At 36.7% G+C, this 20,567-nt stretch carries 22 protein-coding genes; 12 read left to right on the top strand and 10 right to left on the bottom strand.

The annotated features are described in order from the left end of the window. Nucleotides 1–76: 76 nt before the first annotated feature. Nucleotides 77–2,563, bottom strand: coding sequence for a zinc-dependent metalloprotease (locus AAGF08_RS00265; protein WP_343508872.1), 2,487 nt, complete (start codon nucleotides 2,561–2,563; stop codon nucleotides 77–79). A gap of 152 nt (nucleotides 2,564–2,715) precedes the next feature. On the opposite strand from AAGF08_RS00265, the gene AAGF08_RS00260 reads away from it, so the two are divergent. Beyond that, nucleotides 2,716–3,831, top strand: a complete 1,116-nt coding sequence (locus tag AAGF08_RS00260; RefSeq protein ID WP_343508871.1) for an NAD(P)/FAD-dependent oxidoreductase — start codon at nucleotides 2,716–2,718, stop codon at nucleotides 3,829–3,831. Here AAGF08_RS00260 and AAGF08_RS00255 read toward each other — a convergent pair. Continuing rightward, entirely contained in the window at nucleotides 3,828–4,724 is an 897-nt protein-coding gene (locus AAGF08_RS00255; RefSeq protein ID WP_343508870.1) for a UbiA family prenyltransferase, read from the bottom strand. The genes AAGF08_RS00260 and AAGF08_RS00255 overlap by 4 nt on opposite strands. Before the next feature lie 92 nt (nucleotides 4,725–4,816). Here AAGF08_RS00255 and AAGF08_RS00250 point away from each other — a divergent pair, with 92 nt between their 5' ends. Genes AAGF08_RS00250 through AAGF08_RS00240 form a run of 3 tightly spaced genes read left to right on the top strand, consistent with a single transcriptional unit; the run spans nucleotide 4,817 to nucleotide 7,483 of the window. Next, entirely contained in the window at nucleotides 4,817–5,893 is a 1,077-nt protein-coding gene (locus AAGF08_RS00250; protein ID WP_343508869.1) for a type III polyketide synthase, read from the top strand. Beyond that, a complete protein-coding gene (locus AAGF08_RS00245; protein WP_343508868.1) occupies nucleotides 5,893–6,597 on the top strand; it encodes a methyltransferase domain-containing protein in 705 nt (234 codons plus the stop codon). Before AAGF08_RS00250 ends, AAGF08_RS00245 begins: the two co-directional genes overlap by 1 nt. Before the next feature lie 28 nt (nucleotides 6,598–6,625). Continuing rightward, a complete protein-coding gene (locus AAGF08_RS00240) occupies nucleotides 6,626–7,483 on the top strand; it encodes a mechanosensitive ion channel domain-containing protein (protein WP_343508867.1) in 858 nt (285 codons plus the stop codon). 44 nt (nucleotides 7,484–7,527) lie between these two features. Here AAGF08_RS00240 and AAGF08_RS00235 read toward each other — a convergent pair whose 3' ends face one another. From AAGF08_RS00235 to AAGF08_RS00225, 3 genes are all read right to left on the bottom strand, one after another. Beyond that, nucleotides 7,528–8,205 (bottom strand): nitroreductase family protein, encoded by a 678-nt coding sequence (locus tag AAGF08_RS00235; protein WP_343508866.1) that lies wholly within the window; start codon nucleotides 8,203–8,205, stop codon nucleotides 7,528–7,530. A 54-nt stretch (nucleotides 8,206–8,259) separates the two neighbouring features. Next, a complete protein-coding gene (locus AAGF08_RS00230) occupies nucleotides 8,260–9,090 on the bottom strand; it encodes a hypothetical protein (RefSeq protein WP_343508865.1) in 831 nt (276 codons plus the stop codon). Between the two features lie 109 nt (nucleotides 9,091–9,199). Continuing rightward, nucleotides 9,200–9,373 carry a hypothetical protein gene (locus tag AAGF08_RS00225; RefSeq protein ID WP_343508864.1) on the bottom strand — a complete coding sequence of 58 codons (174 nt, stop codon included), beginning with the start codon at nucleotides 9,371–9,373 and terminating at the stop codon, nucleotides 9,200–9,202. Nucleotides 9,374–9,503: 130 nt separating this feature from the next. On the opposite strand from AAGF08_RS00225, the gene AAGF08_RS00220 reads away from it, so the two are divergent. From AAGF08_RS00220 to AAGF08_RS00205, 4 genes are read left to right on the top strand one after another with little or no spacing between them, the layout of a single operon-like run. After that, the gene (locus tag AAGF08_RS00220) at nucleotides 9,504–11,273 is read left to right on the top strand and encodes a DNA mismatch repair protein (RefSeq protein WP_343508863.1); all 1,770 of its coding nucleotides are present in this window, start codon (nucleotides 9,504–9,506) and stop codon (nucleotides 11,271–11,273) included. A 51-nt stretch (nucleotides 11,274–11,324) separates the two neighbouring features. Further along, the gene (locus AAGF08_RS00215) at nucleotides 11,325–12,467 is read left to right on the top strand and encodes a 5-(carboxyamino)imidazole ribonucleotide synthase (protein ID WP_343508861.1); all 1,143 of its coding nucleotides are present in this window, start codon (nucleotides 11,325–11,327) and stop codon (nucleotides 12,465–12,467) included. After that, nucleotides 12,467–12,982, top strand: a complete 516-nt coding sequence (purE, locus tag AAGF08_RS00210; protein WP_343508859.1) for a 5-(carboxyamino)imidazole ribonucleotide mutase — start codon at nucleotides 12,467–12,469, stop codon at nucleotides 12,980–12,982. The genes AAGF08_RS00215 and purE overlap by 1 nt, the downstream gene beginning before the upstream one ends. A gap of 3 nt (nucleotides 12,983–12,985) precedes the next feature. Continuing rightward, nucleotides 12,986–13,165: a hypothetical protein gene (locus AAGF08_RS00205; protein WP_343508858.1), complete on the top strand. Its 180-nt coding sequence runs from the start codon at nucleotides 12,986–12,988 to the stop codon at nucleotides 13,163–13,165. On the opposite strand, the gene AAGF08_RS00200 is transcribed toward AAGF08_RS00205, so the two are convergent. Both AAGF08_RS00200 and AAGF08_RS00195 read right to left on the bottom strand, forming a co-directional pair. Further along, the gene (locus AAGF08_RS00200; RefSeq protein WP_343508856.1) at nucleotides 13,162–13,620 is read right to left on the bottom strand and encodes a hypothetical protein; all 459 of its coding nucleotides are present in this window, start codon (nucleotides 13,618–13,620) and stop codon (nucleotides 13,162–13,164) included. The two genes, AAGF08_RS00205 and AAGF08_RS00200, sit on opposite strands and share 4 nt — an antisense overlap. A 14-nt stretch (nucleotides 13,621–13,634) precedes the next feature. Then, nucleotides 13,635–13,988: a DUF3127 domain-containing protein gene (locus AAGF08_RS00195; protein ID WP_343508855.1), complete on the bottom strand. Its 354-nt coding sequence runs from the start codon at nucleotides 13,986–13,988 to the stop codon at nucleotides 13,635–13,637. 353 nt (nucleotides 13,989–14,341) lie between these two features. Between AAGF08_RS00195 and AAGF08_RS00190 the strand changes: the two genes are divergently transcribed. Both AAGF08_RS00190 and AAGF08_RS00185 read left to right on the top strand, forming a co-directional pair. Next, nucleotides 14,342–14,944: a sigma-70 family RNA polymerase sigma factor gene (locus tag AAGF08_RS00190; protein WP_343508854.1), complete on the top strand. Its 603-nt coding sequence runs from the start codon at nucleotides 14,342–14,344 to the stop codon at nucleotides 14,942–14,944. Next, nucleotides 14,919–15,152: a hypothetical protein gene (locus tag AAGF08_RS00185; RefSeq protein ID WP_343508853.1), complete on the top strand. Its 234-nt coding sequence runs from the start codon at nucleotides 14,919–14,921 to the stop codon at nucleotides 15,150–15,152. The genes AAGF08_RS00190 and AAGF08_RS00185 overlap by 26 nt, the downstream gene beginning before the upstream one ends. A 38-nt stretch (nucleotides 15,153–15,190) precedes the next feature. Here the strand turns inward: AAGF08_RS00185 and AAGF08_RS00180 are convergent, their stop codons facing one another. The 3 genes from AAGF08_RS00180 to AAGF08_RS00170 all read right to left on the bottom strand — a co-directional run bounded on the left by AAGF08_RS00180 (nucleotide 15,191) and on the right by AAGF08_RS00170 (nucleotide 19,180). Continuing rightward, complete coding sequence (locus AAGF08_RS00180; RefSeq protein ID WP_343508852.1) at nucleotides 15,191–16,063, bottom strand: alpha/beta hydrolase; 873 nt, start codon at nucleotides 16,061–16,063, stop codon at nucleotides 15,191–15,193. Continuing rightward, complete coding sequence (locus AAGF08_RS00175) at nucleotides 16,054–17,496, bottom strand: aldehyde dehydrogenase family protein (RefSeq protein WP_343508851.1); 1,443 nt, start codon at nucleotides 17,494–17,496, stop codon at nucleotides 16,054–16,056. The genes AAGF08_RS00180 and AAGF08_RS00175 overlap by 10 nt, the downstream gene beginning before the upstream one ends. Before the next feature lie 76 nt (nucleotides 17,497–17,572). After that, on the bottom strand, nucleotides 17,573–19,180 hold the full coding sequence (locus tag AAGF08_RS00170) for a hypothetical protein (RefSeq protein WP_343508850.1): 1,608 nt from the start codon (nucleotides 19,178–19,180) through the stop codon (nucleotides 17,573–17,575). 130 nt (nucleotides 19,181–19,310) lie between these two features. Between AAGF08_RS00170 and AAGF08_RS00165 the strand changes: the two genes are divergently transcribed. Together AAGF08_RS00165 and AAGF08_RS00160 are read left to right on the top strand one after the other, a co-directional pair. After that, on the top strand, nucleotides 19,311–19,880 hold the full coding sequence (locus tag AAGF08_RS00165) for an outer membrane beta-barrel protein (RefSeq protein ID WP_343508849.1): 570 nt from the start codon (nucleotides 19,311–19,313) through the stop codon (nucleotides 19,878–19,880). A gap of 16 nt (nucleotides 19,881–19,896) precedes the next feature. Beyond that, nucleotides 19,897–20,550, top strand: a complete 654-nt coding sequence (locus tag AAGF08_RS00160; RefSeq protein WP_343508848.1) for a hypothetical protein — start codon at nucleotides 19,897–19,899, stop codon at nucleotides 20,548–20,550. Nucleotides 20,551–20,567 lie beyond the last annotated feature (17 nt).

Raw genomic sequence — 20,567 nt, 5'->3', positions numbered from 1 at the left:
CTAAATTACAAGAAAATAATTCCTTTTTAAATGAAAGAGGCCCCAAAAAGGAGCCTCTTCATTTGTTTAATGCCTGTTATTTTGGATCTAAAATAGCATCGATTCTAGCCGATAAATCTTCTAAATGAAGTTTTGACATGTTATCTGATGTTCTGGAAATAGCAGCATTTACCTGTCTTTGTAAAGTTTTTAATTCTCCTCTTACCACAGGTCGAATATCTGACTGGGAAGCATTAATCTGAGGTCCTACATATCTTCTGAAAGCAGCAGAAACTGAAGGCTCATCCTGAGTCAATAAATACTCCAATCGCTCGATATGGGCTCTTTGTAGGGCTCTTCTATGAACATCAATGGTTTTGCCAGAAGATAGTTCTGTCCAGATTCCCTTTCTCAAATCATTGAATAACTCAGTCATTGTATAAGCATCTGATCCATTTAGTGCTTCATTTTCAATAACTCTTCCTAGTCTTCCCCACTCTAAAATTCCATTCAAAGTGTTGGCTTGAACGCCTCTGACTCTCTCCAAAGCACCGAAATCATCAATTCTTGCAAAGATTGCATCATCCATCAACCATGCTGGGCTTGCAAATAATTCTTTGTTCAAAAATTCTACAGCTGACTTTTGAATTTCCTTTGAAGTATGGATATATACAGGCTCATCCTGACCTGCTGATTTATAGATTTCTGCAACTCCACCCACATTGGTTCTGACATGTCCCATGTAGCGATTGAATTGTGTTACCACCTGACCATACATTTCTTCCAGGTCATCATAATCTTTGAATGGCTTTCCTTCTTCTTTCGTCCACTCCTCTAGATTTGGTACGATTCTTTTCAAGTTGGCAATGCCGTATTCGGAAGCTTTCATGGAGTTATCCCCTAAATCTTCTGATTGAGCAGTAGGATCGTAGCTATTCCCTTGCCTTCCATAACGATAAATAGGATCCCCATTTTTAGATGTAATCCATTTATCTAGCGTCAATTGCTCCTCTTCTGGAGTTGATGCTTCTGGTATAGGTCTGTAGCCCCAGGCGATCGCATATTTGTCGTATGGACCAACATTTGGCATCAAGCTTACTCCTTCATCACCTGGCTGGGCGATATAATTAAAGCGGGCATAATCCATAATAGAAGGTGCGGTTCCCATTTCCTGAGTAAACGCTGCATCTCTTAGTTTCTCAACTGGGTATGCATGAGATGAAGCAAAGTTGTGAGGTAGCCCTAAGGTATGGCCCACTTCATGAGAAGAAACAAAACGTATCAATCTTCCCATCACTTCATCATCAAATTTGACATTTCTAGCATCTGGATTGATTGCTGCAGTCTGAATAAAGAACCAGTTTCTCAATAAGTTCATTACGTTATGATACCAACCGATGTCAGATTCCAAAATTTCTCCTGTTCTTGGATCAGAAACGTGCGGTCCATATGCGTTTTGAATGTCAGAAGCAAAATATCTGATCACAGAATAACGTGCATCTTCGGGGCTCCAATCAGGATCTTCTTCTTTGCTAGGAGCTCTCTTTGCGGTAATCGCATTTTTGAAACCTGCTTCCTCAAAAGCTGCTTGCCAATCTTCCACACCGGCGATTAGGTAAGGAATCCATTTTTCCGGAGTCGCAGGATCGATATAATAAACAATTTGCTTTTTGGGCTCAACTAGCTCACCGTTCTTGAATTTCTCCATATCCTCTTCTTTCACCTCTAGTCTCCATCTGTCAAGGAAAGTTCTGTTGGCTGCTTTTTGAGCATCAGAACCATAATCCACGATTGATCTACTGAACCAACCAACTCGTCGGTCTCCTAATCTCTGCATCATTGGCTCCTCAGGAAGTAAAATCATTGAAGAATTCATTTCCAAAGTAATTAGCCCGGTTGAACTATTCGAAGGAGGTGCTGCAGCTGCATAAGTTAAAATATAACGCGCTTCAATATTTATTGGGTAGGTATGAATATGATCGATGTAGGATCTATCAGAATCCAATCGAGATACCTTGAAACCTGTTCTTCTGTTTCTTGGCAAACCTAGAGCTTGTACATCTTTGCTAAAAAGATCAGTAGCTTCGATCACCACACCAGTTGAGTCGGTAGATTTAGATTTAATATCAAATTTCTGAAGGATAGGCTCCAAATTTGAATTCTTGACAGCCATGGAAATAGGAAGTGAATCTGCTGCAAAGTTGTTTACTGAAACTACTTTCAAGAGCACATCATCATTGTTCTTTTCCCATCTTAGCATCAAGGTGTTAGTCCTTTCACCTCCATAACCAATTCCGTCTGCAGTTTTTGCAATGGTAGTAACCATTAACATATCCTTCCCGAACATATCTTCAGGGATTTCATAAAAGTATTTATCATCAATCTGATGAACTTTGAAAAGTCCGTCTTTTGATTTTGCATCTTTTGTGATTACATCTTTATATGGCTTCGGTCCTGATTTTGAACCGTTGGAAGGTCTAGCTGGAGCTGTAGGAGCAGCGGGCTCATTTTTAGAATTTTTCTTCTTTTTCTTTTGCGCAAAAGAATCTTCAGCATGCATAAAGATTCCTAATACGCAAATCATTAAGATAAATCTCTGAAATAATTTGGGTAGCATATTTTTTATTAGTTTAAACATTTAATTGCAATCAAAAATAACCCTGATTTTCACTTAAGGTTGATCTTCAAAACTTAATTTTTGATAAGCGGTTTAATCTTAGAGTTAAAGGTAAATCTTTGAGTAATTCTACTTCAGTCGTTATTATAGGAGGGGGCCTAGCAGGTTTGGTTTCAGCATACATGCTTGCCAAGAATGGTATGGAAGTGAGATTAGTAGAAAAAAAGAGCTATCCTTTTCATAGAGTTTGTGGGGAGTATGTGTCCAATGAGGCACTTAGATTCTTGAAACTTGAAGGGCTGATTCCTCCTGATTTAGATCTTCCAGTTATTGAAAACTTTCTATTCTCAGATACTATTGGAAGATCAGCTACTCTTCCGCTTGATCTTGGTGGTTTTGGGATAAGTAGGTACGAGTTGGATTATTTTTTATTCAAGAGGGCAAAAGAAGTAGGAGTTAATTTTCTAACAGGAACTCAAGTTTTTGATGTTGATTTCAATAATAAGGAGAACCATTTTCAAATTGAGTTATCCGATAGCACGATTCTTACTTCAAAACACGTTATAGGTGCTTTTGGTAAAAGGTCAAAATTGGATAAAGTATTGAATAGGCCTTTTATTGAAAAAAGAAGTCCTTTCATTGGGGTGAAGTATCATTTAAAAACTGATGAATCAAGAAATACAGTTGCTCTTCATAATTTTGAAGGAGGTTATTGCGGGATTAATGCCATTGAAAACGATAAGTTTAATATTTGTTATCTTGGAAGTAGAGATCAACTTCGGAAGTTTGGTTCTATTGAGGAAATGGAGAAGCAGGTGTTATGGAAGAATCCTTTCTTGAAAAGATTATTTTCGGAAAGTGAATTTTTACTGGATAAACCAGAAGTGATCAATGAGATCAATTTTGAACCCAAAAAACTTGTAGAAAATCATATTCTTATGGCTGGAGATGCTGCGGGTTTGATCACGCCACTGTGCGGAAATGGAATGGCAATGGCAATTCAATCAGGCAAGATTGCCGCTGAAACTATTTTACACTACAAGGAAAGAAGTGAAATAGAGCAAAAATATGAGTTAGAATGGAAAAAGCTCTTCCAAAGAAGATTATGGGTAGGAAGGAAAACTCAATTACTTTTTGGAGCAAACAAGAGTTCTATCCTTGCTGGGAAATTGATCAAAAATTTTCCAGGTCTTGCAAGTTTGATCCTTAAAAACACTCATGGAAAGCCGTTTTAGTAACCAAAGACTTGCAAGATTTGAGTGTTTTCAAAGAAATAATAGATAAAGAATGCATTTAAAAATAATGCTGAAATGACGTTCATCCCCATAGCCCAACTGTAGGATGCATATTTTTCAGCATTTGTCCTTATAAAACTAAACCATATGAGGAAATACAAAATGATGGGGGCCATCGCTCCTAAATAGACCCATAAAACATTTTCTTGATTTTTTTCTATAAAATACCAAACAAAGGCTATTCCTGTGAGGATAAAGAATACATTGGCAAAATAGAAGGTTCCTTTAATCCCCAGCTTCAAACTCAAGGTTAAATCGCCTCTTTTTGAATCTTCACCATGTTGGTAAACCTGTGTTAATGGATAGGATCCCCAAAGCATCAAACTGGTTAGCATACCTGGAATAATGACATGAGGTTTCAGTAAGGTCGACCAACTCAAATTGCTTAATCCAACATAAGCCATTGCGAATGTAAAATACCCCTGAAAGAATCCTGCGATAAACCAACTTGCCCAAGGAAATTTTTTAATTCGGATAGCAGGATGACTATAAGCCATACTTACCAAGCCATATACAAGGATCATGCTGGCAAACTCCCAATTGATCTGGAATCCAATCAGAATAGCTAATGCGAAAAATAACATAGATAACCAAAATAAATCCGGAGTAACTTTAGGAGGAGTTTTTAAGCCTCCGATACTTTCCTCGTCTCGGTCGTAAAAGCTATTATACCCATTACTGGAAGGATAGAGGAATAGATGAAGGGCTAAAAAAACCCATAAAATTCTTGAATCATTGTGATTTGGGGTCAAAGCCAAAGCAAAAAAGAAGACAGGCATTAAGAATAATGAAAAAGGAATTCTTAGATGTCTTAAACTGGAAACGGTGATCATATCGTAGTTCTAATTGCTTCTATAACTTTATCAAATTGCGAAGGTTGTAATTGCAAGCATTCAATTTAGAAAATATCCTTTAACTTGATCCTATGAATTCTAGTATCGTTAGTATTGGTCTAGCTAATCCGGGTCTGCCGATTAAGCAGGCCTCCATAGCAGGTTTTATGAAGTTTGCCCATCAACTCGATGAAATAGAAGCTAGAAAGCTGCGATACTTATATAGGAAGTCAGGTATTGAGACAAGGCACAGTGTTTTATTGGATTTTGAGAAAAAAGATCCGGGAGACTTTACTTTTTTTCCTAATAACAATGAGTTAGCACCTTTTCCGAGGACGAAATCCCGAATGGGGGTATTTACCAAAACGGCTCCTCAATTGGCTTTTGAAGCATCAAAACAATGTCTGAGCAAGGCATCTACTGAGGCAAAAGAAATAACCCATTTAATTTTAGTTTCCTGTACAGGAATGGTAGCTCCGGGTGTTGAACTTGAGCTTATGAATCTATTGGGTTTAGGTGATTCTGTGGAGCGGTACTGTATACATTTCATGGGTTGCTATGCTGCATTTACCGGATTAAAATTATCTGATAAAATCCTTAAAGCTGAGCCTGAAGCGAATGTTCTTTTGGTTTCGGTAGAGCTATGCACGCTGCATTTTCAAAAGGAGTATGTAGAGGATAATATTTTGGCAAATTCTCTTTTTGGGGATGGTGCCGCAGCAGCTTTGGTCAAAAATTCTAAGGAAGGCTTAAAAATCAAATCATATATGAGTAAGGTGATTCGGGAAGGAGAAAAAGATATGGCTTGGGGAATAGGAGATTTCGGTTTTGAAATGAGGCTTAGCAAATATATTCCATCGCTTCTTGATGAAGGAATTCATCAATTAAAAGGGATCTTTGAAAAAAGATTTAAAGTTTCACAAATTCAAAATTTTGCAATCCATCCAGGTGGAAAACAAATATTAACAAAGGTTCAAGAAGCTTTTGGGCTAGCTCCTAAAGTTAATTTTCATGCTTTGGAAGTTCTTAGAAATTTTGGCAATATGTCTTCCGCTACGATCCTTTTTGTCCTTGAGAGAATGCTTCAAGATCCTTCAGTATCTGGAGATATTTTGTCCCTTGGCTTTGGTCCAGGTCTGACTTTGGAAACACTTCATTTGGAAAAATAATGGGTAAATTCTCTCAAAGGAGTACTGAAAAAGAGTTGATGGACGATCTGGATTGTTCTGGTGAAGAATTAGCCCAAACTTTACGGGAACTAAAGACCATCAATAAATGGCTGGGAGGAAATTATGTGACTACTAATGGTCTCTCTAAAATTTTCAAAAAATATCCAAAAGAATCTTATTCTGTTGCGGATATTGGCTGTGGAGGTGGAGATATGATCCGAGTCATGTATGATTGGGCAAAAAATAAAAAAGAACAGGTTACTTTTACAGGCGTAGATGCTAATCGGAACATTATTGAACTTGCTTCGGTTAGGTTATCAGACTTACCCAAAATTTCCTTAAAAGTTCAGAATGTTTTTGACACTGAATTTTCAGATGATAAAGTAGATATTTCTACTTGCACGCTCTTTACACATCATTTTACAGACAGCGAATTAATTGGCTTATTAAAGTCCCTCAAGGCAAAATCTAGTTTGGGAATAGTGATCAATGATCTTCATAGACATTGGTTTGCTTTTTATAGTATTAAATTCCTGACTAGTTTATTTAGCAAGTCGGCTATGGTCCAGAACGATGCTTCTCTATCTGTTTTGAGAAGTTTTTCAAAAAACGACTGGGAAAATATCCTCCGAAAGTCAGGAATAACCGATTTTACTATTAGTTGGCATTGGGCGTTTCGCTGGCAAGTGAACATTTTATTTTAAAAAATCATTAACCAAAACAATTTTAAAAATGGAAGAATTTGGAATTTCTAAAGAAACTGCGGACGCTCTATATGCAGAAGGCATTAGCCTGGCAATGAGTATCTTGTTAAGAATCCTTGGAGCCCTACTTTTTTATTTTATCGCAAAATTTATTGTCAATAAATTATTAAAGACTTTAAAGAAATTTCTTGAGCGCAGAGATGATGCTCCTTCATTAAACGAGTTTCTCTATGGCCTAGCAAAGCTTCTTCTATATGTTATCATGTTTGGAGGCGTGTTGATGATCCTGGGAGTGCCTGCAAGTTCGTTCCTAGCGATATTCGGTGCAGCTGGTCTGGCCATTGGTCTGGCTTTGCAAGGTTCACTTTCCAATTTTGCCGGTGGCCTTTTAATTCTTGCATTCAAACCATTTAAGGTGGGACATGTAGTTGTGGCGCAAGGCCATACGGGTACGATTAATAAGATTCAAATATTGTATACTCATTTAATGACATTTGACAACCAAGAGGTGATTATTCCAAATGGTAATCTGGCAAACTCTGATATCATCAACATGAGTACCCAGGAAACTAGGAGAGCAGAATTGAAAGTTGGAGTGGCTTACGGAACCAACATCAAGCAAGCAAAGGAAATTATTCTCAATATTTTTGAAAATGACCCAAGAGCATTGAAAGATCCTGCTCCTTTCGTGGCCTTAAATAATTTTGGAGACAGTTCTCTTGATATAGTTGTACGAGTTTGGGCTAAATCAGCAGATATGTGGCCCATGTATTTTGCAGGAATGGAAGCAATTAATACTGAATTTGAAAAACACGGAATTGAGATTCCTTTCCCACAACGAGTGGTTCATCAAATCAAAGCAAAAGCTGCTGAAGAAAATTCCTGATTTTAATATTATCAGAATCAAGGCGATCAATTTGATCGCCTTTTTTAATACCTAATAAGTATTTCTTCTAAGGTTTTCCTTTCTATATCCGGAACGTAGGTTTCTGATTTAGGGTAACCCACAGGAACAAGAAGAAATGGTTTTTCGTGAGATGGTCTCTCAAGGATCTGACTTAAAAAATTCATAGGACTTGGAGTGTGGGTCACCGCTACAAGTCCGGCTTGATGAATTGCAGCAATTAAAAAACCACAGGCAATCCCCACTGATTCGCTCACATAATAATGTTGGACTTTTTCACCATTTTCCATTCCATAGGATTGCTTGAAAACAACGATCAAATAGGGAGCTTCCTCCAGAAATGGTTTTTCCCAATTTGTGCCTAATGGTTTTAAATCTTCCTTCCAGGTATCACTCATTCTCCCCCCATAACTTATCTTTTCCTCCTCTTCTGCAGCAAGTCTTATTTTTCTTTTAATCTCAGGATTAGAGATAAGGCAGAAAGTCCAAGGTTGTTTGTGAGCTCCAGATGGTGCTGTACTTGCGGTTTTAATAATATTTTCAATTACTTCTAAAGCTACAGGACGAGTGTCAAACTCTCTAACAGTCCTTCTTTGATCCATTTGGTTAAAGAATTCCCGGGACTTTTTAAGCATTTCTACTTCGGATATTTGGGGTCTTTTATATCGAATATGATCGTGACCTGAAATCTTTTTCTTTTCCATATAATAAAAACGGCTACCTCGAAAGATAGCCGTTTTTAAGAGAATGATATATTTTTAATCGAATGTGATGTTTTTGACACCTCCTGGATAGGTGATCGTTGCAGATTTGTCACAGTCTCCAGTACCGTAATCTAAACTCATAGATACTCCCTTATAAGTAAACTCAATAAGACCACTAATAGGGTTATAAACGCCGGATTCTATGCAGCTTTGGGTAATTTTCAACTCATCCGTAATGGTAGCGGTATAGGGGTCTCCAGATACACTATTTCCACTTGCTGTTCCAGTTATACTTGCTTCATAGCCAGAATTTCCTAGGGTAATTTCTCTTACTTGATCACTTGTCACAGTAACAAATCCACCTTCTGGAAATGTAACTTTTCCATTTTCTATCGTGACAGCAAGTGTAATCATACTTTGAATAATATCAAGTTTTGTATTTGTAATCGTTCTAGTTCCTTCAATTTTAAACCCATTTACTTCATATCCCTCAAATGTAGTAACTATGCTTGCACCAGGGATTAATAAGGCTCCGGAATATGTTAAGATAATTTTACCTTTTCTATTTACACCATTCGGGCTTGTACAACCATCCCCAAAGTCTATCACAATGGTTTTTTCTTCCTGGTTGGTGGAAATTTCTGTTGAAGCACAAAGGTCTCCTGCGAAAGTTGTTGTTTTCCTTGCGCCTAAACCTGAATTCTCCAATACGGCTAATGTGAGATTATCTAAATCTTCAAATTTTTGATTTACCTCAGATACCTCCAACACGATCGATGTATCGGCAACTAATGGATCTGAGTCACCATCGCTCGAACTACAAGAAAAACCTATGAGTGCAATTAATGCAATCAGCAACAGCGAAAATTTCTTAAAATGATTCATTTTTAAATTAGGGTTTGAGATCAAATTTTTGGGAATACCGAAAAAATCATGCCTAGTTTAATTAAAATAGGTTTTGAGCTAAGAAGAAATTTTAATACCCAAAGAGGACTTATTCTTTAGAATTAGGAGTTTTTGTTTTAGATGACTTAGTTTTACCTCCAACACATCCTATATTTTGTGTTAAAGGAATATCATCCGGAAGAATTCCCATCCCTTTTCCTATTTCCCACTCTTCTGCAAAATTTTCTTCTTTTGTTGAAGAGGATTGTTTTTTCTTTTTCAAAATTTCTGATTTTTTTACGATCCATTGTTAAACTACAAGAATATAAAACGAATTAAAAATTCAAGTGGTTGATTTTCAACCCTTAAAAATAATACTTTTTCAAGGAAGGAGGGTTGTGCTATCTTTGGGCATGGAGGGATTCGATTTTAATACTGAAAGGCTTTCAGAAAAGATAGCTGAAGCCAATAAAAAATCTGGAAGTATTTCACTTTTAAGACTGGTATTATTTATTGTAATCGGAATTACGGGTGTGCTCACCTTATCCCAAACGATCATATGGATTTTACCATTCCTTATTCTCATTTCTTTCTTCGTTATTTCTATTCAGAAATATAATTTTTTGAATGATCAGAAGTCTATTTATAAAGCATTACAGTTAATTTTAATTAGAGCAGAGCAAAGAAAAAGACGAAAACTTGAAGAAATAGACGGGGGTAAGGAATTCCAGGATAAAGGACATCCTTTTGCCAATGATTTAGATTTATTTGGAGATCATTCACTTTTTCAGCTAGTGAATCATACGGTTTCAAAAAGGGCTAGAACTAAATTGGCAGATTTTATGAAATCATCATTTGATCAAGAAAAAGCCAAAAAGTTTCAAGAGGCCAGTTATGAACTTTCAAAGAATCATGATTTTTTGGATGCCATGGAAAGCAGTGGAATTGCATTTTATTCTGAAGAAAAGCCTACCTCAAATTGGAAGACCTTTCTTGGGAAAAGAAAGGCGATTCCTGTCATTCTTACTATTTTATCGGTAATAGGACCGGTTGGTGGACTGATATTAATTGGCTTAGTGACTTTCGGAATTTTTCCGGGAGCTTTGTTGGGTCTTTGGATTCTATTAGGACTAGCTCCGCTAGGTTATGTTTTTAAGAGTTTAAAGGAGGCTACGGAAAAACTGCCATCCAGGATGCAATTAAAAGCCTATTCAACATGGTTATTTGAACTTGAGAAGAGGCAATTCCATTCCCCTCTCTTAAAAGAAAGGCATCAGTTGATTTTAACAGAGAGGGAGAGCGCATCCCAACTTTTTCAGCAACTTGATAAATTGGGGTTGTGGATAGATAATAGGTTAAATTTGCTTTACATCCCGATAAACCTCCTTTTATGGACAGATTTACTTTTGGCCAGAAAACTTCAGTTGTGGATAAACAAACATGGAGAAGAAATTGGGAAAATTCCAGAATTGTTGGAGGATTGGGAAGTTCTTGTCTCTCTCGGGTCTTTTGAAAGAGAAGTAGGTGCCGCATGTAATTTGAGTTGGACCTCTGAGCAAATATTGACCTGTTCTGAAGTTACTCATCCTTTGCTGGATCCGGTAAAAGCTGTCGCAAATGATTTCCAATTAGGGGAAAGTAGGAAATTCATCTTGTTAACAGGAGCTAATATGAGCGGAAAAACTACGTTTATGCGAACGCTTGGCATCAACGCTGTAATGGCAAATATTGGATTAAAGCCTTTTGCAAAGGAATTTATGATGGGAGATTTCCAATTATATACCAGTATGAGAAATACTGATAATTTGGGAGAGAGTGTCAGTTCCTTTTATGCCGAGTTGAGTAGGATTCACACGTTGATAGAGCGATTAGAAAAGGGGGAGAAGATATTTTTCCTTTTGGATGAGATATTAAAAGGGACCAATACAGAAGATAGAATCGCTGGTAGTGAAGCTCTGGTCAAACAAGTTGCAAAAACCTCAGCATTAGGTATAGTAAGCACCCATGACATTGAACTTTCTGCTTTAGAAGGTATAATCGAAGGGGTGGAAAACAGGAGTTTTCATTCCGAAATATTAGATGATACCATCAATTTTGATTATAAGCTTAAACAAGGGCCCTGCCCTAGTTTTAATGCCCATAAACTAATGGAGTTGATGGGAATAAGATTTCAAGAACAATAAAGGTTTTTTCCTTCCCCTAGATTCTTGTATTTTCGTGATTCAAATTTTGCTATGACCCAATCATCAAAATCAACCGTATTAGGAGTCCTCGGAGGAGGGCAGTTAGGCAGAATGCTGATCCAATCCGCTATCAATTACAATCAGGATATCCACATTTTAGACCCTGATTCAAATGCTCCCTGCAAGGATTTGTGCCAAAAGTTTTCAGTAGGTTCATTAAAAGATTTTGATACGGTTTATGCTTTTGGGCAAGCTTGCGATATCATAACTGTAGAGATTGAAAGTGTTAATACAGAGGCACTTATAAAACTTCAAAAAGAAGGAAAGAAAGTTTATCCACAACCTGAAATACTCAAGCTGATTCAAGATAAACGAGAGCAAAAGCAGTTTTATCAAGAGAATAATATTCCTACCGCTGAATTTATTTTGACTGAAGACAAATCAGAAGTTATCCACAATAAAAACTTCCTGCCTGCAGTAAATAAATTGGGTAAAGAAGGATATGATGGTAGAGGAGTTCAAGTGTTAAAAACTGAAGCAGACCTAGAAAATGCATTTGATGCACCAGGATTGCTTGAGAAACTCATTGATTTTGAAAAAGAAATCGCGGTGACCGTGGCAAGAAATGAGGGTGGTGATTTGGTCGTTTACCCGGCTGTAGAGTGCGCCTTTCATCCTACTGCAAATTTGGTTGAATTTCTTTTTGCTCCTGCCGAAATTTCTGATGAGATAGAAGAAAAAGCTAAAGAGATTGCCAAGGACGTTATCTTGAAGTTGGGGATGGTTGGAATTCTAGCAGTTGAAATGTTTGTGACAAAAGAAGGAGACGTTTTAGTCAATGAAATTGCACCCAGGCCGCATAACAGTGGGCATCATACTATCGAGGCAAATTTCACTTCTCAGTTTGAGCAGCATTTGCGCTCAGTAATGAATTGGCCTCTTGGAAACCCGGATTTAAGATGTCCTGCAGCCATGATTAATTTGTTGGGTGAGGAAGGTTTTACCGGATTGGCTGTTGTTGAAGGTCAAGAAAAAGCACTCGAAGAGAAAGGCGTTTATATCCATTTATATGGTAAAAAACTGACTAAACCCTTTCGAAAAATGGGACATGTAACGGTTTTGGATGAGGATGTATCCAAACTAAAAGCAAAAGCAATGAAAGTTAAAGAGCTCATAAAAATTAAATCCATCTAATGAAGCCATCTGTAGGAATTATCATGGGGAGCCAGTCTGATTTACCTATCATGTCAGAGGCGGCCCAGTTTTTAGAAGAAATCGGAGTAGAATATGAACTGACAGTAGTTTCTGCACATAGAACCCCTCAAAGAATGATAGACTATGCTGAATCTGCTAGGTCAAGAGGATTAAAGGTAATTGTTGCAGGAGCTGGTGGAGCTGCTCATTTACCTGGAATGGTGGCGTCGTTGACAAGTTTACCAGTTATTGGTGTTCCAATTTTAAGTTCCAATTCTATTGATGGTTGGGACAGTATTTTATCTATTCTTCAAATGCCATCCGGAATTCCTGTGGCCACCGTGGCACTAAATGGAGGGAAAAATGCTGGGATTTTAGCAGCAACTATTGTTGGTTCTTTTGATTTAGAAGTGGCTGAAAGGATGGATAAGTTTAAAGCTTCACTTAGAGAGAAAGTGGAGGCTTCTGCTGCTAAAATTGAGGATTTAGGCTGGAAAGAAATCTTAAAGAAATAAAAAATGCGGCGCTTTGCCGCATTTCATTTTTATATGGACTGGAAGAAACCAATTCGATTTACTATTAGCGGAGAAAAATGGGAAATCCCATTAAACATCCTGATTTTATTGATCATGATCACGGTGTTATTGATGATTTTTGGTGCCTGGATGGGTTTTAGTTTTGGTGGCGGGAAAATTTAATCTGTAAAAATTCCCCAACCATCATTACTTTTTTCACTAGCATCAAAACCTTTAATCCATTCAACAAACAATTTACGATAGTCCTCAATGGCATCTCTTAGCAGTTGGAGATGCTCTTCAGCATGTGTCGATTCCACGGCTAATTGATAAGTCATAGCTTTTAAGCTTTTAGCATGTACTTTCATAATTGTCGCGTTTTCCATTTTTGCGACATAATCTTCAAGTACTTCAGTGCTTGCGAATTTGGAACTCATAATGGTTGCACCTTCCATCATCAATCCACCATACAATTCTTTTCTAGCTTCGTCTAAACTTCCAACCAAAGCATGTGTAAGTCTAATAATATCCTTTGCTTTTTGCATTAAAGGATGTTTATAAATCTTATTTTGTTGGTTTTCGATGCTGTCTTCATCTCCTTCATCCCAATCAGAATCATCTCCAAAATCATCCCACATCTCAAAATCTTTAGTTAAAATGGAAGCGTGTCTTCTTCGTTGTCTGAATGAAAACTACTTACCTCAGGCATGGAATTTTGGGATGGAGCGTTATTTTCAGATCCAGTTCGGTCAACTTTATAAGCTTTCACATCAGTGTACCATCTCCCGTTATATTCACGGCTTTCTAAGTCCACTCCCAAGGTAACCTGCTCACCCATTTGTATTCCAAACTGATCTATCTTATCTCCCCAAATTGATAGACATACCTTTTTTGGATAATTTCCGCCTGTTTCTAAAATATATTCCTGCTTTCTCCAAGCATTTCCATTTCTGGAATTACCACTTACTTCTGGCAAAATTTGTATAATCTTTCCACTTAGTTCCATCTTCTAATTTTTTAAAGTATAATATCACGAAGGTAATCAAAGGACTGTAAAACTCCCGACTAGTAAGTTGGAAATTAGTATATAAACTAAACCAAATTTTAACATTTTTTGGCATGGTCATTGGTAATTATTCATTTCAAAATTCATAAACCTTTTAATAAAGAAGATGTCCTTTGAGGTTTTAACGAAAGGATATTTTGTTTCAATTATTTCTGAAAAATTATTCCGATAAAATTGAAACAAATCTTTGCAGAGATGTTTTTGATATTATACTTTTAAAATTGTTTCATATTCTTTCACACTAAATAAATACTATGGTATAAACTTCTACGTTGTTCATAAACCAACTGAAGATGAGTAAAAAACTAGGACCTCAAGACAGTGAGTTGATAGCTCAGTATAGAAGTGGAAACGAAGCTGCCTTTGATCTTTTGGTAGATAGATACCAAAGTAAGTTATATACCACAATATTCCTTATCGTTAAGGATCAGTCAATTGCTGAAGATTTGTTGCAGGAGGTATTTATTAAAGTAGTGAAAACTCTTAACTCGGATAGATATAACGAGGAAGGGAAGTTTAAACCTTGGGTTATGCGAATAGCCCACAATCTTGCAATAGATCATTTTAGGAAAGCGAAAAGATATCCCATGATCCAAATGGAAGATGGGTCAAATATTTTCAATTCGTTAAGCTTTGCTGAGGAGACTGTTGAAGATCGCCAAATGCGGGATGAGACAGCTGAATTAGTGAAAAGACTTATTGAAGAACTTCCTGAGGCTCAAAAGCAAGTATTAGTTATGAGACATTACTTAGATATGAGTTTTCAAGAGATTGCTGATCAAACAGGAGTAAGTATTAATACTGCGTTGGGAAGAATGCGGTATGCATTGATCCATTTAAGAAAAAAGATGAAACACCTTAATGTTGCCTATGATAAAACTATTTACCCCAAATGACCTGGTAAGATATATCTATCAGGAAATGACGGAGGATGAACAAGAGCTATTAGTGCAAGCCTTGCATAATGACGAGTCATTGATGCAAGAATATGTAGAGATGCTGAGCACTTTGGGACAATTAGACCAGATCGAGCTTCAACCTTCCGAAAAAGTAGTAAATGCCATTAAATCGATGGCACAGTCTACGGGACTTCAAAAAGTCTGAAATAAATGGTAACCCCGCATTGGCGGGGTTTTTTATTGCTATAATTCCTGATTAATAAAGTCAGCAGCTTTTTGGATCACCTCTGCGTAAGGACCAAAGTTTAAGCCATGCCCTTCACCTGGATAAGCTTCAAAGTAAAAGGGCACCTCATTTTCTTCCAGTTTTTCAGCTAAAATCTCACTTTGTGAAACTGGTACTACAGTATCGCTTGTTCCATGGAAGAAAACCGTAGGTATGCTGTTTGGTGTAACGAAGCTGATTGGACTTGACTCGGTGTATCCATCAGGATTACTTTCCGGAGTACCGTTTAGAAGTACCTGAAGTCCTTGGGAGGTTAATGCGTTAAAGCCGTATAATGAATTTAAATCCGTTGGAGGGAATAAGGCTAAAACAGCCTGAATATTACCAACTTCCTGATGCTTGTAGCCATGAAGTAAAGCTAAATGTCCTCCGGCACTTGCTCCGGCTAAGATGATGTTATTAGAAACATTCCATTCTTCCGTTTTTGAAACAATGTAATTGATAGCCTCAATGATATCATTTTCCTGATCTGGGAATTGTCCGGTTCCTGTTCCTAAATTTAACAAGCTGTAATTCAAAGAAATTATCGCATATCCAGGAAAGGAAGACTCTACAAGTGATCTGAAAGCTAGTATTTCATTTTTATCCCCGCTCACCCAAGCTCCCCCGTGGATATAAATAAAAAGTCGGGTTTCTTCAGTAGTTCTACCAGCCGGTAGAAATACATCCATATTATTTTCAGCCGTGTTTCCGTAAGATTCATTAAGAATATCTATCGCTTCAAGTTCAACGACCGGATTTTCGGTATCATTATTACAAGAGTAGAATAGAACAGAAAAAGAAAGAAGAATGAAAAAGCGAATTCTAAAAATCTGCATAGTTATAGCCATTTAATTAAGGTTGAAATGATTTTTTGAGTCTTAATATCATAAGGAGGTTTTACTAAAGTAGAATTGTTAAATCCGATTCGTTGTTTTAAAACTCCTTTTTCATTGGAGAAGGCAAGGTATCCAAAATATCCATGGGCTTTTCCAATTCCGCTATTGTTTACTCCTCCAAATGGCAAGTTTGGATGTAAATAATGTAAAACGCAGTCATTTAATACCGTATTTCCTGAACTGGTTTCTTGAATTACTTTTTCGCTCGTTTCATTTTCTTCTCCAAAATAATAGAGGGCCAAGGGTTTTGGCTTATTATTTATGATAGAAATCGCTTCGCTGATCAGTTTAAAGGGAATTATTGGAAGAATCGGTCCAAAAATTTCTTCCCGCATTATTTCCATGCTTTCATCCAGATTAGTTACGATTGTCGGTTCTATATAGAGTGTCTCTGGATTTTTTGTCCCCCCAAACTCTATATTCGCCCCTTTTTGCAAGGCATCTTCCAATAAAGAATTTAATCTGTTGTAATTTTTTAAATTGATTATTCTTGCCAGGTCTTTCGATTTTTCTATTCCCTCATAATCTGGATCATACATTTTTTGAATCGCAACTTTTAGCTCCATTAGGAAATGTTCTTGAACACTCTCATGTACAAGAATGTAATCCGGTGCGATACATGTCTGGCCACAATTAAGAAATTTTCCGGATACTATTTTATATGCAGCATCTTTTAGGTCCGCAGTATAATCAACGATAGTTGGAGATTTACCTCCCAGTTCCAAGGTAATAGAGCTAAGTTGTTTGGCCGCTGCTTCCATGATTATTTTACCAACAGTCGGACTACCAGTGAAAAATACATGGTCAAAGGGAAGTTGTAACAGTGCCTGTGAAACTTCAGCATCTCCATTAAAAACAGAGACCTCTGATTTATCGAAGATTTCAACTACCATATTTTGAATTAAGCCAGAGGTATGTGGCGTCATTTCGGAGGGCTTTAAGATGACTGGACAGCCAGCAGCTAAAGCAGAAACAAGTGGGCCAATGGCAAGGCTGAAGGGATAATTCCAAGGGCTTATTATAAGTGAAACTCCTTTAGGTTCATAAACTATTTTCCCTTTTGTACCGGACATCGAAAGGCTGGAACTAACCTTTTTGGATTTCATCCAAGATTTTAGGTTTTTTAGCGTATGCTTGATTTCTGAAGTGACGGGATAGATTTCACTTAAATCGGTTTCGGGAAATGGCTTCTTAAAATCTTCATATAATGCCTGTCTAATGCGTTGGGTATTATTGGAAATCCAATCTTGAAGATTTTCTAATCTTTTGCTCCGTTCTTTTACCGTAGAACTTCTCCACTTGATGGAAGTAGTTTTTTGTAATTCGAAAATATATTGATACAAGTCGGAAGGGGTTGTCTTGCTACCGTCCATAGTTGGTTTCATTTGTTTCTCACAAAAAAGGAAGCTAATAATTCTTTAGGAAATTATTTTAATTGGGGTTGTTACAAACTTTATATCATCATTGAAGTTCATTTTTGAGAAACCTTAAGGAATACCCTATTTTTTTGCCCACTTCTTCTAAGCTTTTTCCTTCATTTATTAATTTTTTAGCATGTTTTAATTTTACCTTTTTTAAAAATTTTCCCGGGGTAATATTAAACTCTCTAAAATTTCGGTTCAACTGAACTGTGTTTGTGTCCAAATAACTAGCTATTGCCTCTACAGAATTTAATTTGTTCTCAATGATTAATTCTTCCAAATGCTCAAGATTTAAGTGATTGGATCTAGGATCTTCTGAAATTGAAACGATTGATTTTTTCTTTCTCACGAAGATATAAACCACAATTCCGATGATTCCTAGAAGGAGAATTACCAATAAGACTTGTTGAATTCCAAATGGGGAATTGGGTTCTAGCTTATTGATAACTGCAGGAATATAGCTTTTTGAAACTTCAACGGCATTTAATGTATAAAGCCCATCCACTGCTCCCACATATATTGAATCATTGTAATAAAGAAAAGCCTCTCTATTGAATTCTATTCCTTCAATTATAGGTAAGACTTTGGGGTAATCTTTTGATAGGATGTAAAGACCGTTTTCAGTGGAGATCCAGGTATTACCAAAATTGTCTTTCTCTGTGTGAACATTAAGTCGTGTATCTGATATTTTTTTTAAAGTCAAAGGGTTTAAGTTTTCAAAAGTATAAACCCCATCGTCTGAAGATAGGTAGATTATGTTCTCAGAAGGATAGATATCTCTAATTCTAATCCTAATATCGACTAATTGAACTACCTGATTTCCATCATAAAAGAGGCATTTGCCATCTGCAGTCGAAAAAAGCAAACCTTCAGGAATTGGTTCTAAATCTAAATATTCATACTCCTTATGAATGGGGGTTAAATCGAACTTATCTGACAATAGATTGATGGATTGGGTATTCTGAGAATAAGTGTTTCCATTCCATGTAACAAGCTTTCGAATGTTGCCGGCAAAAATATTAGTGGCATTACTGATTAGCGAGGTTGAATCTGGAGGAAAAAATTCAAAGAGTTCATCGCAGTTTAGGTAATAGGAATTATTGATGACGGTTAATGGTCCATTCGAATATTCTGGTTGAGACAAGCGGAAGGTATCATTTATGTAGATTCCAGAATAAGTAGAAATGACTTTCAAACTGTCATTAATAAAAATATCCCGGATGGATTTATTGTAATAGCTTTTAGTATAGTGATCAAAAATATGGTATTCGAATAAGTCACTTCCACTGGCAATGAAAAGTTGAGATCCTTTTTGTGCTGCCGTAGTGATAAATAATCCCTTTTGTGGGATTAAATCTTTCATTGAACTGGCATCAAAAAGCTCAGTATTTGGGATAAAATCCGACTCATAAAAATTGTCTTTAAAAAATACATAGGCCTTTTTAAACTGTATTTTTTGATCCACCCATTCTCCATCCTTCAATAAATAAAGGCTTTCTCCAGTTTTGATATATACTTCTCTGCCTACATTGAAAACGTTTCTAACAGGTGATGGGAAGATATGCTTATCCACAAAAACTGTGTCTTGTGCCTTTAATCCAAAAAAAGCACTATTAAATAGGGTAATAATTAGGAATAAACTTTTCATGCTCAAAAATTACAATTAAAAATAACATTATTAATAAATTAAACGTGTCCTGTTATAAAAAATACAGAGACATAATTTCAGTATTAGTCTAGTATGATGAATTTAGGGCGAAACTAAATCTACATAATCAATGAAAAAAATTGTCTTAGTTCTATTTGCTTTGGTTTTGGGCATTTCTTTTTCCAAGGCTCAGACTCAAATTAAGCCAGGTATAGGTGTAAATACCACAAATATCACAGGCAGTGGATTAGATGCTTCCGGTCAAATTGGATGGCAAATTGGAGGTAGTGTAGCTTTTGGCGAAAAATTTTATTTTGAACCGGGAGTCTTCTATCAGACTAATTCTTTTGAGGTAAATCAAGTAGGAAATCTTCCAGTCACAGATGCTACTTACAGTGGTATAAGGATTCCTTTAGCTGTTGGATTAGATGTTCTTGGCAATGCGGATTCATTTGCTGGTTTTCGCGTATTTGGTGGTGCATCAAGTTTAATTGTGACTGGAACTAACAGTGATTTTCTGGACAAGGACATGGTAGAATCACCTCAGTGGGGAGTTTTTGGAGGTCTCGGACTTGATATTGCTATTTTCTATCTTGACTTTACATATCAATGGTCACTTACCAATATTCAAACTGATGTTGATCAAATAGACCTAGGTAAATCAAGAGGTATTTTCTGGACAGCTGGGCTAAGATTCTAAGTAAGCCACTTCCTTAATGTATCCACTAACCTTAAAAAAGCCTGAAGAATCGGGCTTTTTTTCACTCATAAATTCCTATCGTCTGATCATAGCACTGGTATTTTGCTGTTTATGGTTTGGCTGTAAGGATGATAAGCCAGGATTAGAGAAAGTAGAAGAAATAAATTCCAGAAGTCCAAAATCTGATGCAACTCCTACTACCTCCTCATCTCAATTCACTCAGGATGATCAAGGGAATATTAGAAAGCTAATCGGATTGACTTTAAATGATGTCTTCAAAGAAGATATGGAAAAAGTTATCTTGGACTCTGCTGATAGAAAATATATGTATGATCAGATAGACCTGAATGCTGATGGAAATAAAGAAATTTTGGTAGGGCTTGCCGGCCCTTATTTCTGTGGATCAGGAGGTTGCACCCTCCTTTTGCTCACTAATCATGGTGATGTAATCACTCGATTTTCCGTAGTCAAATACCCAGTATTTATAGATCAAGAATCTACCAATGGATGGAAGAATTTGATTCTTTTCAGTGGAAGTGAAAATAGAATTGTCTCTTTCGATGAACAGAACTATCCTTCGAATCCTTCTACTCTAGAAGTTTACTCTAGCTCGGTTGAAGGTTTGAATAAGCTTTTAGACTGGGATAAGAACAGAATCTTCGAGTTTTAGTTTGTAATTTGTTCTCT

The organism is Algoriphagus sp. SE2 (assembly GCF_039563885.1).
Classification (GTDB): Bacteria; Bacteroidota; Bacteroidia; order Cytophagales; family Cyclobacteriaceae; genus Algoriphagus.
Note: the sequence above shows the minus strand (reverse complement) of the source record. Positions and strands in the feature narration are given on the sequence as shown.

Coding starts and splice junctions, on each gene's coding strand:
- AAGF08_RS00265 (WP_343508872.1), bottom strand. CDS start 2,563: ATGATTTGCGTATTAGGAATCTTTATGCATGCTGAAGATTCTTTTGCG.
- AAGF08_RS00255 (WP_343508870.1), bottom strand. CDS start 4,724: ATGATCACCGTTTCCAGTTTAAGACATCTAAGAATTCCTTTTTCATTA.
- AAGF08_RS00250 (WP_343508869.1), top strand. CDS start 4,817: ATGAATTCTAGTATCGTTAGTATTGGTCTAGCTAATCCGGGTCTGCCG.
- AAGF08_RS00245 (WP_343508868.1), top strand. CDS start 5,893: ATGGGTAAATTCTCTCAAAGGAGTACTGAAAAAGAGTTGATGGACGAT.
- AAGF08_RS00240 (WP_343508867.1), top strand. CDS start 6,626: ATGGAAGAATTTGGAATTTCTAAAGAAACTGCGGACGCTCTATATGCA.
- AAGF08_RS00235 (WP_343508866.1), bottom strand. CDS start 8,205: ATGGAAAAGAAAAAGATTTCAGGTCACGATCATATTCGATATAAAAGA.
- AAGF08_RS00230 (WP_343508865.1), bottom strand. CDS start 9,090: ATGAATCATTTTAAGAAATTTTCGCTGTTGCTGATTGCATTAATTGCA.
- AAGF08_RS00220 (WP_343508863.1), top strand. CDS start 9,504: ATGGAGGGATTCGATTTTAATACTGAAAGGCTTTCAGAAAAGATAGCT.
- AAGF08_RS00215 (WP_343508861.1), top strand. CDS start 11,325: ATGACCCAATCATCAAAATCAACCGTATTAGGAGTCCTCGGAGGAGGG.
- purE (WP_343508859.1), top strand. CDS start 12,467: ATGAAGCCATCTGTAGGAATTATCATGGGGAGCCAGTCTGATTTACCT.
- AAGF08_RS00205 (WP_343508858.1), top strand. CDS start 12,986: ATGCGGCGCTTTGCCGCATTTCATTTTTATATGGACTGGAAGAAACCA.
- AAGF08_RS00200 (WP_343508856.1), bottom strand. CDS start 13,620: ATGTGGGATGATTTTGGAGATGATTCTGATTGGGATGAAGGAGATGAA.
- AAGF08_RS00195 (WP_343508855.1), bottom strand. CDS start 13,988: ATGGAACTAAGTGGAAAGATTATACAAATTTTGCCAGAAGTAAGTGGT.
- AAGF08_RS00190 (WP_343508854.1), top strand. CDS start 14,342: ATGAGTAAAAAACTAGGACCTCAAGACAGTGAGTTGATAGCTCAGTAT.
- AAGF08_RS00185 (WP_343508853.1), top strand. CDS start 14,919: ATGATAAAACTATTTACCCCAAATGACCTGGTAAGATATATCTATCAG.
- AAGF08_RS00180 (WP_343508852.1), bottom strand. CDS start 16,063: ATGGCTATAACTATGCAGATTTTTAGAATTCGCTTTTTCATTCTTCTT.
- AAGF08_RS00175 (WP_343508851.1), bottom strand. CDS start 17,496: ATGAAACCAACTATGGACGGTAGCAAGACAACCCCTTCCGACTTGTAT.
- AAGF08_RS00170 (WP_343508850.1), bottom strand. CDS start 19,180: ATGAAAAGTTTATTCCTAATTATTACCCTATTTAATAGTGCTTTTTTT.
- AAGF08_RS00165 (WP_343508849.1), top strand. CDS start 19,311: ATGAAAAAAATTGTCTTAGTTCTATTTGCTTTGGTTTTGGGCATTTCT.
- AAGF08_RS00160 (WP_343508848.1), top strand. CDS start 19,897: ATGTATCCACTAACCTTAAAAAAGCCTGAAGAATCGGGCTTTTTTTCA.